Annotated in this window: 13 protein-coding genes; 11 read left to right on the forward strand and 2 right to left on the reverse strand. The window is 71.2% G+C overall.

Annotated elements, in window-relative coordinates:
* Positions 1-116 precede the first annotated feature (116 nt).
* The 10 genes from OHB00_RS28970 (at position 117) to OHB00_RS29015 (ending at position 8759) form a co-directional block, all read left to right on the forward strand.
* Positions 117-1094, forward strand: coding sequence for a Rossmann-like and DUF2520 domain-containing protein (locus OHB00_RS28970; RefSeq protein ID WP_406438952.1), 978 nt, complete (start codon positions 117-119; stop codon positions 1092-1094).
* Positions 1091-2092 carry a pantoate--beta-alanine ligase gene (panC, locus tag OHB00_RS28975; RefSeq protein WP_406438954.1) on the forward strand — a complete coding sequence of 334 codons (1002 nt, stop codon included), beginning with the start codon at positions 1091-1093 and terminating at the stop codon, positions 2090-2092. The genes OHB00_RS28970 and panC overlap by 4 nt, the downstream gene beginning before the upstream one ends.
* The gene (locus OHB00_RS28980; RefSeq protein WP_406438956.1) at positions 2089-3822 is read left to right on the forward strand and encodes an L-aspartate oxidase; all 1734 of its coding nucleotides are present in this window, start codon (positions 2089-2091) and stop codon (positions 3820-3822) included. Before panC ends, OHB00_RS28980 begins: the two co-directional genes overlap by 4 nt.
* 5 nt (positions 3823-3827) lie before the next feature.
* Positions 3828-4805, forward strand: coding sequence for a carboxylating nicotinate-nucleotide diphosphorylase (gene nadC, locus OHB00_RS28985; protein WP_406438958.1), 978 nt, complete (start codon positions 3828-3830; stop codon positions 4803-4805).
* Positions 4806-4809: 4 nt separating this feature from the next.
* Positions 4810-5607, forward strand: coding sequence for a type III pantothenate kinase (locus tag OHB00_RS28990; protein ID WP_089099902.1), 798 nt, complete (start codon positions 4810-4812; stop codon positions 5605-5607).
* 502 nt (positions 5608-6109) lie between these two features.
* Complete coding sequence (locus OHB00_RS28995) at positions 6110-6727, forward strand: hypothetical protein (RefSeq protein ID WP_406446022.1); 618 nt, start codon at positions 6110-6112, stop codon at positions 6725-6727.
* Positions 6728-6821: 94 nt separating this feature from the next.
* Positions 6822-7004, forward strand: a complete 183-nt coding sequence (locus OHB00_RS29000) for a hypothetical protein (protein WP_406438960.1) — start codon at positions 6822-6824, stop codon at positions 7002-7004.
* A gap of 151 nt (positions 7005-7155) precedes the next feature.
* Positions 7156-7590: a BlaI/MecI/CopY family transcriptional regulator gene (locus tag OHB00_RS29005; RefSeq protein WP_406438962.1), complete on the forward strand. Its 435-nt coding sequence runs from the start codon at positions 7156-7158 to the stop codon at positions 7588-7590.
* A gap of 9 nt (positions 7591-7599) precedes the next feature.
* Positions 7600-8133, forward strand: a complete 534-nt coding sequence (locus OHB00_RS29010; RefSeq protein ID WP_406438964.1) for an amino-acid N-acetyltransferase — start codon at positions 7600-7602, stop codon at positions 8131-8133.
* Between the two features lie 290 nt (positions 8134-8423).
* Positions 8424-8759: an Lsr2 family protein gene (locus OHB00_RS29015; protein ID WP_351317758.1), complete on the forward strand. Its 336-nt coding sequence runs from the start codon at positions 8424-8426 to the stop codon at positions 8757-8759.
* Here the strand turns inward: OHB00_RS29015 and OHB00_RS29020 are convergent.
* Positions 8738-9358: an SCO3374 family protein gene (locus OHB00_RS29020; protein ID WP_406438966.1), complete on the reverse strand. Its 621-nt coding sequence runs from the start codon at positions 9356-9358 to the stop codon at positions 8738-8740. The two genes, OHB00_RS29015 and OHB00_RS29020, sit on opposite strands and share 22 nt — an antisense overlap.
* A 429-nt stretch (positions 9359-9787) precedes the next feature.
* Here OHB00_RS29020 and OHB00_RS29025 point away from each other — a divergent pair, with 429 nt between their 5' ends.
* Positions 9788-12313, forward strand: a complete 2526-nt coding sequence (locus tag OHB00_RS29025; protein ID WP_390972431.1) for an AAA family ATPase — start codon at positions 9788-9790, stop codon at positions 12311-12313.
* 75 nt (positions 12314-12388) lie between these two features.
* Here OHB00_RS29025 and OHB00_RS29030 read toward each other — a convergent pair whose 3' ends face one another.
* On the reverse strand, positions 12389-15448 hold the full coding sequence (locus OHB00_RS29030) for an NACHT domain-containing protein (protein WP_406438969.1): 3060 nt from the start codon (positions 15446-15448) through the stop codon (positions 12389-12391).
* Positions 15449-15473: the final 25 nt, after the last annotated feature.

Genomic DNA, 15473 nt, shown 5'->3' on the forward strand with positions numbered 1-15473 from the left:
TGTGACCGGCCACCCACAGCCTGTGGACGACCGATCGGGCCCGGACCGGATAGCGTTAACATGACGAGAAATCGTCCGGTACCCAGAGCGGACTGGAACGGGAAGGCCACCCTCGCGTGAGTACAGTCCAACAGCCAGACCCGAGTGACCGCCCCGCGCGGCTCACCGTCGGTGTCGTCGGCGCCGGCCGGGTCGGTCCCGCGCTGGCCGCGTCCCTGCAGCTCGCCGGGCATCGCCCGGTGGCCGTCTCGGGAGTCTCCGACGCATCCCGGCGGCGCGCCGAGGCGCTGCTGCCCGACGTCCCGCTGGTAGCCCCCGCCGAGGTCCTCCAGCGCGCCGACCTGGTCCTGCTGACCATCCCCGACGACGCCCTGCCCGGCCTGGTCGCCGGCCTCGCCGAGACCGGCGCCGTACGGCCCGGCCAGCTGCTCGTGCACACCTCCGGGCGGTACGGAGCCAAGGTCCTGGACCCGGCCCTGCGCGCCGGCGCCCTGCCGCTGGCCCTGCACCCGGCGATGACCTTCACCGGGACCCCGGTGGACGTGCAGCGGCTCGCGGGCTGCTCGTTCGGGGTGACCGCACCCGAGGAGCTGCGGCTGGCCGCCGAGGCCCTCGTCATCGAGATGGGCGGCGAGCCGGAGTGGATCTCCGAGGAGAGCCGCCCGCTCTACCACGCGGCCCTCGCCCTCGGCGCCAACCACCTGGTCACCCTCGTCGCCCAGTCCATGGAGCTGCTGCGCACCGCCGGAGTCGAGGCCCCCGACCGGATGCTCGGCCCGCTGCTGGGCGCCGCCCTGGACAACGCCCTGCGCTCCGGCGACGCGGCGCTGACCGGACCGGTCGCGCGCGGGGACGCGGGCACCGTAGCCGCGCACGTCATGGAGTTGCGCAGGCACGCCCCGCAGGCCGTCGACGGCTACCTGGCGATGGCCCGCGCGACGGCCGACCGGGCGCTCGCGCACGGCCTGCTGAAGCCGGAGCTCGCCGAGGACCTCCTCGTCGTCCTGGCCGACAGCGCCAGCGACGCCGACGGCACGACCGGCACTGACGACGGCACCGACGGCACCGACGGCACCGAGGGGAACCCCCTATGAACACCGCTCTGCTGCGCACCGCCGAGGAACTGCACGCGCGCGTCCGGCACGGACGCCGCGCCGTCGTGATGACCATGGGCGCCCTGCACGAGGGCCACGCCACCCTGGTCCGCGCCGCGCGCGAGATCGCCGGACCGGACGGCGAGGTCGTCGTCACGGTCTTCGTCAACCCGCTCCAGTTCGGCGCCGGCGAGGACCTGGACCGCTACCCGCGCACCCTGGAGGCCGACCTCAAGATCGCCGAAGAGGCCGGCGCCGACGTGGTCTTCGCCCCGTCGGTCGACGAGGTCTACCCGGGCGGGCAGCCCCAGGTGCGGGTCACCGCGGGGCCGATGGGCACGCTCCTGGAGGGCGCCTCCCGCCCCGGGCACTTCGACGGCGTCCTCACCGTCGTCGCGAAGCTGCTGCATCTCACGCGGCCCGACGTGGCCCTGTTCGGGCAGAAGGACGCCCAGCAGCTCGCCGTGATCCGGCGTATGGTCCGCGACCTGAACTTCGGCATCGAGATCGTCGGCGTGCCGACCGTCCGCGAGGCCGACGGGCTCGCGCTGTCCAGCCGCAACCGCTATCTCTCCGCCGACGAGCGGCGCACCGCGCTCGCGCTGTCCCGCGCGCTGTTCGCCGGCCGCGACCGGCACGCGGCCCAGGAGGCGCTGCGCGCGCGGGCGCGTGAGGTGCCGTCCTCGCGGGCGCGTGCCGAGGCGCTCAGCGCCATAGGCGAATCCCGCGCGGCCGCCGACGCGCACGCCGTCGCCAAGGCCGTGCCGAACGCCGCCGCCGCGGTCCGCGCGGCCGCCCGCCAGGTCCTGGACGAGGCGGCCCACTACGACCCGCCGGTCGAACTGGACTACCTCGCCCTGGTCGACCCCTCCGACTTCACCGAGATCGACGACGACTTCACCGGAGAGGCCGTCCTCGCCGTCGCCGCCCGGGTCGGGACGACCCGGCTGATCGACAACATCCCTCTCACCTTCGGAACCCTCGGAGCCGCCTCGTGACCAGCACAGGCACCAGCACAGGCATACGACTGCACGCGCCCGCCCCGGGATGGAGCATCTCGGCGGACGTGGTCGTCGTCGGGTCCGGGGTGGCCGGCCTGACCGCGGCCCTGCGCTGCCAGGCCGCCGGGCTCACCACCGTCGTCGTCACCAAGGCCCGCCTGGACGACGGCTCCACGCGCTGGGCGCAGGGCGGCATCGCCGCGGCCCTCGGCGAGGGCGACACCCCCGAACAGCACCTCGCGGACACCCTGGTGGCCGGCGCCGGCCTCTGTGACGAGGAGGCGGTACGGATCCTCGTCACCGAGGGCCCCGGCGCGGTACGGCGGCTCATCGACACCGGCGCCATCTTCGACGAGTCCTCCGAAGGCGGACTCGACCTCACCCGTGAGGGCGGCCACCACCGGCGCCGGATCGCGCACGCGGGCGGCGACGCCACCGGCGCCGAGGTCTCCCGGGCCCTCGTGGAAGCGGTACGCGCACGTGGACTGCGCGCCATCGAGAACGCGCTCGTCCTGGACCTGCTGACCGACGCCGAGGGCCGTACGGCCGGTGTCACCCTGCACGTCATGGGCGAGGGCCAGCACGACGGCGTGGGCGCCGTGCACGCCCCCGCGGTCGTCCTCGCCACCGGCGGCATGGGCCAGGTGTTCGCCGCGACCACCAACCCGTCGGTGTCGACCGGCGACGGCGTGGCGCTGGCACTGCGCGCGGGCGCGGAGATCAGCGACCTGGAATTCGTGCAGTTCCACCCGACCGTGCTCTTCCTCGGCCCGGACGCGGAGGGCCAGCAGCCGCTGGTCTCCGAGGCGGTGCGCGGCGAAGGCGCCCACCTGGTCGACGCGGACGGCACGCGCTTCATGGTGGGCCAGCACGAACTGGCCGAGCTGGCGCCCCGGGACATCGTCGCCAAGGGCATTCTGCGCCGGATGCTGCAGCAGGGCGCCGAGCACATGTACCTCGACGCCCGGCACTTCGGCGCCGACATGTGGGAACACCGCTTCCCGACCATCCTGGCCGCCTGCCGGGCCAACGGCATCGACCCGGTCACCGAGCCCATCCCGATCGCCCCGGCCGCCCACTACGCCTCCGGCGGCGTCCGCACCGACGCGCGGGGGCGCACGACCGTCCCCGGGCTGTACGCGTGCGGCGAGGTCGCCTGCACCGGCGTGCACGGCGCGAACCGGCTCGCCTCCAACTCCCTCCTCGAAGGCCTCGTCTACGCCGAGCGCATCGCCGCCGACATCGTGGCGGCCCGCGCGGAGCACGGCCTCCACGCGCGCGTGCCCGCACCGGTTCCGCACCCCGAGAAGCCCGCGCACCCGCTGCTCGCCCCCGAGACCCGCTTCGCCATCCAGCGGACAATGAGCGAGGGCGCCGGTGTGCTGCGCTCCGAGGAGTCCCTGGCCAGGGCCGCCGAACAGCTGCAGCGGCTGCACACGGACGCCCGTGACGCCCTGGCCGAGAACGGCAAGACCGCCGAGCCCGGCGTCGACACCTGGGAGGCCACCAACCTCCTGTGCGTCGCGCGGGTGCTCGTCGAGGCGGCCCGCCGCCGCGAGGAGACCCGCGGCTGCCACTGGCGTGAGGACCACGCCGACCGTGACGACGCCACCTGGGGCCGCCACATCGTCGTACGGCTGAATCCGGACCGTTCACTGGCCGTGCGCACCACCGAGACCGCAGACTTCCCCCCTACCCGGCCGCACCAGCCACACCAGGAGCAGTGACAGACGTGAGCACCAACGACCTTCCCCTCGCCGACGGCGGCGGCTGCGGCGACGGCTGTGCCTGTGGAGCCGAGGGCGACGAGGAGTACCTGGAGTGCGGGCTCGACCCCGCGCTCGCCGAGCTGCTGGCCGCCGCCGGACTCGACCCCATCGAGGTCGAGGACATCGCCACCGTGGCCATCCAGGAGGACCTGGACAACGGCGTGGACGTGACGACCGTCGCGACGATCCCCGAGGAGGCCGTGGCGACCGGCGACTTCGTGGCGCGCGAGGCCGGGGTCGTCGCGGGCCTCCGGGTCGCCGAGGCCGTGGTCTCCGTGGTCTGCACCGACGAGTTCGAGGTCGAGCGGCACGTCGAGGACGGCGACCGGGTCGAGGCCGGGCAGAAACTGCTCTCGGTCACCACCCGCACCCGCGACCTGCTCACCGCCGAGCGCAGCGCGCTGAACATCCTGAACCGGCTCTCCGGCATCGCGACCGCCACGCGCGCGTGGGCGGACGCCCTGGAGGGCACCCAGACACGCGTGCGTGACACCCGGAAGACCACTCCGGGGCTCAGGTCGCTGGAGAAGTTCGCGGTGCGCTGCGGCGGTGGCGTCAACCACCGCATGTCGCTCTCCGACGCGGCTCTGGTCAAGGACAACCACGTGGTCGCCGCCGGCGGCGTCGCCCAGGCCTTCAAGGCCGTCCGCGAGGCCTTCCCGGAGCTCGCGATCGAGGTCGAGGTCGACACCCTGCACCAGCTGCGTGAGGTCGTCGACGCGGGCGCCGACCTGATCCTGCTGGACAACTTCACGCCGGGGGAGTGCGAGGAGGCCGTCGCGATCGTCGGCGGGCGCGCGCTCCTGGAGGCGTCCGGGCGGCTCACGCTGGACAACGCGCGGGCGTACGCCGAAACGGGCGTGGACTTCCTGGCCGTCGGCGCCCTCACCCACTCCTCGCCGATCCTGGACATCGGCCTGGATCTGCGCGAGGCGGAGTGACGTCATGCTCCTCACGATCGACGTCGGCAACACGCATACCGTCCTCGGGCTCTTCGACGGCGAGGACATCGTCGAGCACTGGCGCATCTCCACGGACGCGCGCCGTACCGCCGACGAGCTGGCGGTGCTCCTCCAGGGCCTGATGGGCATGCACCCGCTGCTCGGCGACGAGCTCGGCGACGGCATCGACGGGATCGCGATCTGCGCGACCGTGCCGAGCGTGCTGCACGAGCTGCGCGAGGTCACCCGGCGGTACTACGGCGATGTGCCGGCGGTGCTGGTGGAGCCCGGGGTGAAGACCGGGGTGCCGATCCTCACCGACAACCCCAAGGAGGTCGGCGCCGACCGGATCATCAACGCGGTCGCCGCCGTCGAGCTGTTCGGGGGGCCGGCGATCGTCGTCGACTTCGGTACGGCGACGACCTTCGACGCGGTGTCCGCGCGCGGGGAGTACGTGGGCGGTGTGATCGCGCCCGGGATCGAGATCTCGGTGGAGGCGCTGGGGGTCAAGGGCGCGCAGCTGCGGAAGATCGAGGTGGCGCGGCCGCGGAGCGTGATCGGGAAGAACACGGTGGAGGCGATGCAGGCGGGCATCGTGTACGGGTTCGCCGGGCAGGTCGACGGGGTGGTCGGGCGGATGGCGCGGGAGCTGGCGGATGATCCGGACGATGTGACGGTGATCGCGACGGGTGGGTTGGCGCCGATGGTGCTGGGGGAGTCGTCGGTGATCGACGAGCATGAGCCGTGGCTGACGCTGGTGGGGCTGCGGTTGGTGTACGAGCGGAACGTGTCGCGGATGTGAGCGGCCGGCGGGGGCGGACCGCGGGTTCTTCGCCCCCGCCGCCCCTACCCGTCCCGTCCTCCTGGGGGTGGCCCCCTTCGCTCCCCCGCCCCGGGGGGCTGCCGCCCCCGGCCCCCGCATCGGCCTGAACGGCCTCGTCCTCAAACGCCGGACGGGCTGGAAAGTGTGGGTTGGCGGGCTGGAAGGTGAGGTGCGGACCGGTCTCAGTCCTCAGGCGCCGGATGGGCCGGAGGGTGGGGGTGCGGACTGGTCTTGGTCCTCACGGCGGGCGGACCGGTCTTCGGCCTCAGGCGCCGGATGGGCGGGAAGGGGGCGGGCCGGTCTTCGTCCTCGGCATCAGATGGGCTGGGGGGAGTGGGGGCCGGGCTTCGTGGTCAGGGGTTGTGCTGTGGCGGCGGCCAGGTGGGTGGCCGTGTGGCGCCACACCCGGGGGTTGTGTCGAGTTTGTCTGATTTACGCGTATCTTCGGTTCATGCCCACGCCATACGGATCCCGCGGCGGCATGGCGTTCGGTGCGGAGGAGCTGCGTGTGCTCCGCCGTGCTCTCGCCCTCGCCCTTCACCCCGGTCCCGTCTCCGCCGATGACGTCAAGGACTGTCATCGGCTCGCCGAGTCGCTCGACGAGGCGTTGTGCGAGGGGGCCCGGCTGCGTGCCTTCCTGGTGGCCGATCTGGCGCGGTACCGCGCCGCGCTGCCGGGGACCGCCGCCGGTTATCTCGCCCTCCTGGAGGAGGTGCTGGAGGCCGGGCACCGCCCCACCCCGGACGATCTCGCCGCGCTGCGCGCGCTGCGGGGGAACACCACCGCCGCCGCTCTGCTCGGCCGCTGCCAGGATCTCGCCGAGCGCGATGTACGGGCCCGGCTCGCCCAGGGAGCCCGGAAGGTGCCGGCGCCCGCCGTTCCGGCCGCCAGGGTCCGGCTGACGGCCCTGCCGGGGGGCGTGGCCAAGGAGCCGGAGAAGAAGCCCAAGGAGAAGCCCGCCGAACGGCCCGCCCCGCGGCCCGCGGCTCCCGAGCCCGCCCTGCCGAAGCGGCCCATTCCCACCCCGGGCGAGGTCTTCCCCCGGCGCCGCCCCACCTCGCCGCCGGCCGCGCCCCCGCAGCAGCTCGCCGCCGGCTGAGCGGCCGCCCGGAGAAGCGGCGGGCGGCAGGGGCGGGGGAGCGGTTCGCCCACCCCGCCCCTTTCGCCCGATCCCCCGTGGCTACTCTGGACCCATGGACTACGTCTCCGCGCTCGTGCCCCCGGTCGTCATGGCCGCCTTCTTCATCGGTCTGGTCCGGGTGATCGTGAAGACCCAGGGGGGCGCCGCCAAGGCCAAGGAGGACGCCGCGGTGGACGCCGCCCTCGCGCGCGCGGAGAGCGCCGGCCAGGCCGCCGCCAAGGCCGACGGCGTCTGAACCGCGCGCGCCCTCCCGGGCGTACGACTCGCCGGGCATCCCCCTACCCCGCCCGCGCTTTCCGAGTCGTACGCCCTTTTTGTTCGCGTTTGCTGGTGAAAGTGCACGTCCGGCACGCCATTGGCGGGATCTCCCACTATTGTTCTGAGCTGTGCCTCGCCCATTGGGAGAACTCGAAGACGCGGTCATGACGCGGGTGTGGAAGTGGAACCGCCCGGTGACCGTTCGGGAAGTCCTGGAAGACCTTCAGCAGGAACGGTCCATCGCGTACACCACGGTGATGACCGTTTTGGACAATCTCCATCAGAAGGGCTGGGTCCGGCGGGAGGCCGAAGGACGTGCCTATCGATATGAGGCCGTCTCCACCCGGCCCGCCTACGCCGCAGCTCTGATGAACGACGCCTGGTCGCAGAGTGACAACCCCGCAGCCGCACTCGTCGCCTTCTTCGGGATGATGAGCGACGAACAGCGACAGGCCCTGCGGGACGCCGTACGCATCGTGCAGGGTCCGGATAGGGAGAGGGAAGACCGGGAGGCTCCGCAAGAGGAGAACCCCGGCTCCGTGGCGGACACCGACGGGCGATAGCGTCCGCTCATGTCAGCGATGCGCCCCGAAGTCACCGCAAAAGCCATCACCGTCCGGCGGGCCCGCACCGGCGATGTCCCGGCCGTGCGCCGCCTCCTCGACGCGTACGTTCGCGACCGCATCCTGCTCGACAAAGCCACGGTGACGCTTTACGAGGACATCCAGGAGTTCTGGGTCGCCGAACGCGACGACAACGCCGAGGTGGTCGGCTGTGGCGCACTGCACGTGATGTGGGAAGACCTCGCGGAAGTACGCACTCTCGCGGTGAACCGGAGCCTCAAGGGCGCCGGCGTCGGTCATCAGTTGCTGGAGAAGTTGCTGGAGACCGCGCGTTGGCTCGGTGTTCGCCGCGTTTTCTGTCTGACCTTCGAAGTCGAGTTCTTCGGGAAGCACGGCTTCGTGGAGATCGGCGAGACCCCCGTCGACACCGATGTCTACGCGGAGCTGCTGCGTTCCTATGACGAGGGCGTCGCGGAGTTCCTCGGACTCGAACGAGTGAAACCGAACACCTTGGGCAACAGCCGGATGCTTCTGCATCTGTGATCGTCAAGAGGGATCGGGGCGGACAAGGCTCGACAAGGGACATCGGGGCAGAGATGGGCGGGGATCGGCCCGCTATTCCGGGCAACCCGCCTTGCCCGGGTGCCCTATGTCCGAAACGCGCATGTTTCCGGGCGGGGGCGGGCCCCTCGGTCTCTCCCAGGGGTTTGTGTTTTTCCCGCAAAAGCGGTTTGCTTTCCGACGTACTGCAGTACTGCATATAACAGGGGGGGCGGCGAAACGGCGGACGCCGCAGACCCCCGGCCCTGAAGTTTTCGATGAAAGGAAATCCGGTGGCACAGAAGGTTCAGGTCCTTCTTGTCGACGACCTCGACGGCGGCGAGGCGGACGAGACCGTGACGTTCGCGTTGGACGGCAAGACGTACGAGATTGATCTCACGACCGCCAATGCGGACAAGCTGCGCGGCCTTCTCGACCCCTATGTCAAGGGCGGCCGGCGTACCGGTGGCCGTGCTTCGGGCGGACGTGGAAAGGCCCGTGCGGCTGCCGGCGGCAGCCAGGACACCGCGCAGATTCGCGCGTGGGCCAAGGAGAACGGTTACGAGGTCAACGACCGCGGCCGTGTTCCCGCGACGATTCGCCAGGCCTACGAGGACGCCAACGCCTGACTGTTTTGCGGCCCGTGCTCCGCGCGCCGCAGCCGGATGCGGTGGCACTCCGTGGCCACCGTGTTCACCAGCCGTACGAGATCGGGGGCGCCTCCGACGCCCCCCATGGCCGACAGCGTCGGCAGCGAGGCCTCGACCTCGCACCCGGACTCGGGGGGCCGCAACCAGGCGGCGGCCCCCTGCACGGGCCTGCCCGGCCCGGGCCGGGCAGGCGCGTCCATCGCGCCTCCGGCGCCCAGCGCCCGCAGATCGAGATCCAGGGCCGCCGCGCCCCACTCCAGCCAGTCGAGCAGCCCCGGCAGCTCCTCCGCGCCGCCCGCGGCCACCAGCAGCCGCATCCGGCCGCCCTGGACAGCCACCGGAGAGCCCGGCGCCAGGTGCCTGAGCGCCCGCAGCCCCGCCCGCGCCGGCACCTCCAGCACGTCGAAACGCACGCCCGTGACCAGCCGCAACGGCTCTCCGGGCGCCACGGGCACCGTTGCCCATCCCAGATCGTTCTCGTACCAGTGCCGCAGCCGGCCAGGCTGCGGGGCGCCCGACTGGAACGGACGACGGGGGTGAGGGACCGTGGAAGCGGCCAGAGGCGCTGTGCCAGCCATGCCTGGTCAACCTTCCCGAGACCGCCCGGGTTACGCTGGGTGTGCGTGCGACCGCGCAGAGTGCCGGAAAAGCGAGCGTGTAGAGGTCCGGAGAGACGCAAGGTTGTTCGCCCATAGCGGAGGGACCGGGGGGCCACGGCATGGACTGTCCGTCGCTGCGGGTAAGACATCCCTAGTGGGAGGGGGCGACACGCAGGCGAGGCCGTCTCACGTTCGCCATCGGCGTACTGACGGAAGGGGTAACTGTCTGGCCTGCGGGAACATCGTCTCGCACCATCGGGTTGGAGCAGATGTCGGCGTTCGGGGTCAGGAGGCCATCGACGGTGTCGGCAGTTGGAATGAGCGGTCCCCGCTTGCGGGACTAAGCTGCGGAAGGACAGGGAGGGGAAGTTCCCCCCACTGCCTGACCGCTCTGAGGAGCGATTAACGATGTTCGAGAGGTTCACCGACCGCGCGCGGCGGGTTGTCGTCCTGGCTCAGGAAGAAGCCCGGATGCTCAACCACAACTACATCGGCACCGAGCACATCCTCCTGGGCCTGATCCACGAGGGTGAGGGTGTCGCCGCAAAGGCCCTGGAGAGCCTCGGCATTTCGCTTGAGGCGGTCCGTCAGCAGGTCGAGGAGATCATCGGCCAGGGCCAGCAGGCCCCGTCCGGGCACATCCCCTTCACCCCCCGTGCCAAGAAGGTCCTGGAGCTGTCGCTCCGCGAGGCCCTTCAGCTGGGCCACAACTACATCGGCACGGAGCACATCCTGCTCGGCCTGATCCGTGAGGGCGAGGGCGTCGCCGCCCAGGTCCTGGTCAAGCTGGGCGCCGATCTCAACCGGGTGCGGCAGCAGGTCATCCAGCTGCTCTCCGGCTACCAGGGCAAGGAGACCGCCACCGCCGGCGGCCCTGCCGAGGGCACCCCCTCGACGTCCCTGGTCCTCGACCAGTTCGGCCGGAACCTCACCCAGGCCGCTCGTGAGTCCAAGCTCGACCCGGTCATCGGGCGCGAGAAGGAGATCGAGCGGGTCATGCAGGTGCTGTCCCGCCGTACCAAGAACAACCCGGTCCTGATCGGTGAGCCCGGCGTCGGCAAGACCGCCGTCGTCGAGGGCCTCGCCCAGGCCATCGTCAAGGGCGAGGTGCCCGAGACCCTCAAGGACAAGCACCTCTACACCCTGGACCTCGGCGCCCTGGTCGCCGGCTCCCGCTACCGCGGTGACTTCGAGGAGCGCCTGAAGAAGGTGCTCAAGGAGATCCGCACCCGCGGCGACATCATCCTGTTCATCGACGAGCTGCACACGCTGGTCGGTGCGGGTGCCGCCGAGGGCGCCATCGACGCCGCTTCGATCCTGAAGCCGATGCTGGCCCGCGGTGAGCTGCAGACCATCGGTGCCACCACCCTGGACGAGTACCGCAAGCACCTGGAGAAGGACGCGGCCCTGGAGCGCCGCTTCCAGCCCATCCAGGTCGCCGAGCCGTCCCTGCCGCACACGATCGAGATCCTCAAGGGTCTGCGTGACCGGTACGAGGCCCACCACCGGGTCTCCATCACGGACGAGGCACTGGTCCAGGCGGCCACCCTGGCCGACCGCTACATCTCGGACCGCTTCCTGCCGGACAAGGCGATCGACCTGATCGACGAGGCCGGTTCCCGGATGCGTATCCGCCGGATGACCGCGCCGCCGGACCTCCGCGAGTTCGACGAGAAGATCGCCGCCGTCCGCCGGGACAAGGAGTCCGCGATCGACTCGCAGGACTTCGAGAAGGCCGCCTCCCTGCGCGACAAGGAGAAGCAGCTCCTGGCCGCCAAGGCCAAGCGGGAGAAGGAGTGGAAGGCCGGCGACATGGACGTCGTCGCCGAGGTCGACGGCGAGCTGATCGCCGAGGTCCTCGCCACGGCCACCGGCATCCCGGTCTTCAAGCTCACCGAGGAGGAGTCGTCCCGCCTGCTCCGCATGGAGGACGAGCTCCACAAGCGGGTCATCGGCCAGGTCGACGCCGTCAAGGCGCTGTCGAAGGCGATCCGCCGTACGCGTGCCGGTCTGAAGGACCCGAAGCGCCCCGGTGGCTCGTTCATCTTCGCCGGCCCGTCCGGTGTCGGTAAGACCGAGCTGTCCAAGGCCCTGGCCGAGTTCCTCTTCGGTGACGAGGACGCGCTGATCTCCCTCGACATGTCGGAGTTCAGCGAGAAGCACACGGTGTCGCGTCTCTTCGGTTCGCCCCCCGGCTACGTGGGCTACGAAGAGGGCGGCCAGCTGACCGAGAAGGTCCGCCGCAAGCCGTTCTCCGTCGTCCTCTTCGACGAGGTGGAGAAGGCTCACCCGGACATCTTCAACAGCCTGCTGCAGATCCTGGAGGACGGTCGTCTGACCGACTCCCAGGGCCGGGTCGTGGACTTCAAGAACACGGTCATCATCATGACGACCAACCTCGGCACCCGGGACATCTCCAAGGGCTTCAACCTGGGCTTCGCGGCCTCGGGTGACACGAAGACCAACTACGAGCGCATGAAGAACAAGGTCCAGGACGAGCTCAAGCAGCACTTCCGGCCCGAGTTCCTCAACCGCGTCGACGACGTGGTCGTCTTCCCGCAGCTCACGCAGGAGGACATCCTGCGGATCGTCGACCTCATGGTCGGCAAGGTGGACGAGCGCCTCAAGGACCGGGACATGGGCATCGAGCTCTCCCAGTCCGCCAAGGAGCTGCTGTCCAAGAAGGGCTACGACCCGGTGCTGGGCGCGCGGCCGCTGCGTCGCACGATCCAGCGCGAGATCGAGGACACGCTCTCGGAGAAGATCCTCTTCGGCGAGCTGCGTCCCGGTCACATCGTGGTCGTCGACACGGAGGGCGAGGGCGACACCGCGACCTTCACCTTCCGCGGCGAGGAGAAGTCGGCCCTCCCCGACGTCCCGCCGATCGAGCAGGCGGCCGGCGGAGCGGGGCCGAACCTGAGCAAGGAGGCGTAGCCCTTCGCGGGTGAGCCGATGACAGGGGCCGGTGCTTTTCGAAGCGCCGGCCCCTTTCGCCTGTCAGCTCGTCCGTCAGCGCGGTTCGAGGCTTGTTTCCACGCCGGGGAAGAGGCCCGCGAAGCGTGAGACCGGGAAGGTGTGCCCCGGCCGATTGGTCAGGATCACCGAACGGAGCCCCGGAAGCCGGGGTACCAGCGGAGCGAGGTCTTCGGCGCCCTGCATGGACGCGATCCGCAGCTCCTCCACACCCGGCAGCTCGGGCATCAACTCGATGGAGTGCGGGAGGTCCTGGATGATCCTCGCGTTCAGATACAGGTGGGTGAGTTCCGGCAGTTCGGTGACCGCCCGCCAGTCGGCGTCTGTCAGCTCCTTGGTCAGCGGTCCCAGGCTGAGTGTGTGCAAGGTGGTCCAGTGCTGCAGCCCGCGCAGTCCCGTGCTCTCCGTGGTGTGCGCGCCGAGGAAGAGGAACTCCAGGGCCGCCTCCGACGGCAGGGTCTCCGTGAGATCGGCGCCCGGCAGCTCTTGGCTCAGGGTGATGCGGGTCAGGGACCGCAGGTACCGCATCCCCGTCAGGTCGGCGACGCCGTTGCAACCGAGCAGTTCGAGCGGCAGATCGGTGAGTCGCTCCAGGCCGGTGGCTGCCGGGCACTCGTCGATCCACAGGCTCCCGAGCGATCCGAGGGGCGACAGCACCCCCAGATCGGTGAGGTGAGGGTTGTCCGACAGATTGAGCGACGTCACCAGGCCGGGTGCGGGCATCGCGGCAAGGATGCTCTCCACCGGGTGTGCGCCGGCGAAGGAGAGCGCGGGCCAGGGCCGCATGCGTGCCAGTGCCCTCAGCTCCCCGGCGGAATCGCCGCGGAGGAAGAGGTCCGTCCGCTGCAGATGGTCCAGTACCTCCAGCGCGTACTCGTCGACGTCGAACCGGCTCCAGGTGCCCGCCAGTTGCCGCCGGACATCCAGGTCCTGATGGTCCCGGAACCGTCGCAGCACCCCCAGTGCCCCCGTCGGCTCCTCCGCGCCCAGTACCGATGCCGTCACCGTGACCGCCAGAGCCTCCTCGTCACTCAGGTCCTCCGGTCCCGGTAGCAGCTCCAGCACCAGGGGGCCGGCCTCCGCCAGGAGTTTCGCGTCCTCCTTTGTACGGGGTGGGATCAGCGCCGCGGCCCGTGACTCCGCCTCCGCCCGCACCTCCGGGTCCAGTGCCGTCGCGTGCTCCAGACAGGCCAGTGCCAGCAGGGTGAGCCGCGGCTTCTCCCCGGCCAGCAACTGCCGTAGCAGCCAGGCCCGCTCCCGAGGACGCGCATGGGCCACCGCCATGCGGATCACGTCCTCCCACTGGGTGTCGTCCGCGTGGCCGGCGAGGACGTCCAGGTGGCCCTCCTCCACCGCGTACCGGGCGCCCAGGTAGTCCTGGAAGGTCCGGTGGACGAAGTCCAGCACGCCGACGGCAGGTTGGCGGATCAGGCCGCTGCGCAGGAGCAGAGTGCGGAGAACGGCCGACGCGTTCCACTGCCCTCGCGGCAGCGCGACGGACGGCAGGCAGCGGTCCACGATCGCCTCGGCGGTCTCCACGTCCATCTCCGTACGGCCGCTCAGCACCAGCGCATAGGCGAGGCGCTGCAGCAGTTCCAACTGTGCGTCCTCCCCCAGTTCCACCTCGTCCACCACTGCCATGCCCCGCTCCCGGTCCCGGCGGGCGAGCAGCATCGCCAGGGCGGCGTCGTACAACTCCTTGCGGCCAGTGGGAAGATAACCGCGCCGCTCCCGGTGCAGGGCGCAGATCAGGCCGCACATCAGGGGGTTGGTGGCGAGGCGGGCCAGGTCGCGTTTGGTGCGCAGGGAGTCGAGGAGGGGGCCCTCGAACTCCGGGGCTTGGGCCGCCGTGTGCCAGCGTTGGACGAAGGTCGCCACGTCCGTCCGGCGCATGGGGGCGAGGGTCAGTTCACCGAAGCCCTCCGGGGCGAGCCAGTCGGAGCGGACCGCAGTGGGGCGGGAGGTCAGGAGCCAGCGGTTGCCCGGGAAGGCGTGGATGAGAGAGCGGAGCCAGTCACGGGCGCGGTTGCGGTCGGCGTCGGGGATCTCGTCCAGACCGTCGACGAGGATCAGGCCGCGGCCCGCCGACAGGACGCGTTCCGCCCAGCCCTCCGGGGCGGACAGCGGACAGTCGACCGCGGTCAGGAAGGTGGCGGGCGCGGGAAAGGCACTGGCACCACGGATCAAGGTGCGCAGCGGAAGGACGTACGGGATGTGCGCGCCCTCGCGGCCCGCCGTCACCGCCAGCCACTGGACCAGCGTCGTCTTGCCCGAGCCCGCGTCGCCGCGCAGCAGGACGCGGTCGTGGGCGAGGAGGGCTTCGTCGGCGGGGAGCTGGAGGGTGACGGGGGCCGGACCGGGGCCGTCCCCGGGGAGGGCGCGGTCCTCGGCGACGGTCGCTTCCAGGCTCAGATAGGCCACTTCGAGCGGCCAGCGGTCGGGGGAGTCGCGCAGGTCGATGCCGTAGATGGTGATGTGGTTGTGGCGGTCGGTGACGTAGGAGCGGTAGCGGCGTTCGAAGGCGGTGTCGCGGCTGTCGGGGCGCGGCGAGCGGGCGAGCAGCTCATCGATCCTGGCCATGAGTTCGGTCTGCGCCCGGGTCTGTTCCACGAGGGTGCGGGCTACGAAGGTGGAGCGGCGGGTGAAGAACTCCAGGATCTGGAGGCAGGCCCACTCCGTCGCGGAGTCGAGGAAGTAGCAGGCGTCGGAGGAGAGGCCGTCGGGCGCGGGTGCCGCGTGCCCCAGTTTCGCGGCCAGCGCGCGGTGGCCCAGCCGTACGGCCTGGACGTCGTCCATGTCGAGATCGCCGAGGGCGAGCAGTCTGCGGGCCAGTGCGTCGGCGACCGCGAGCTGTTCCCTGGCCCGGAACGGCGGCTCACCGGGCGACTCGAACGCCTGCCGGACCAGGTGCTCGGCGAGCTTGTGGACGTCCTTCTCGACCAGCGCGCGTTTCTCGCCGCGGAAGGACACCAGGCTCTTGAGCCGCACCGGCCTGTCCACCAGGCCCGCGCCAGGCCCGTCCGCCACGAACAGCTTCTTCAGGAGCGGGCCCATCAGGCTCGACGCCAGCTTTCCGCCCAGTACCGTCGGCTCCATCCGCCACCCCCGTGAGTTCCGCCAG

The organism is Streptomyces sp. NBC_00631, assembly GCF_045206895.1.
Taxonomy (GTDB): Bacteria; Actinomycetota; Actinomycetes; order Streptomycetales; family Streptomycetaceae; genus Streptomyces.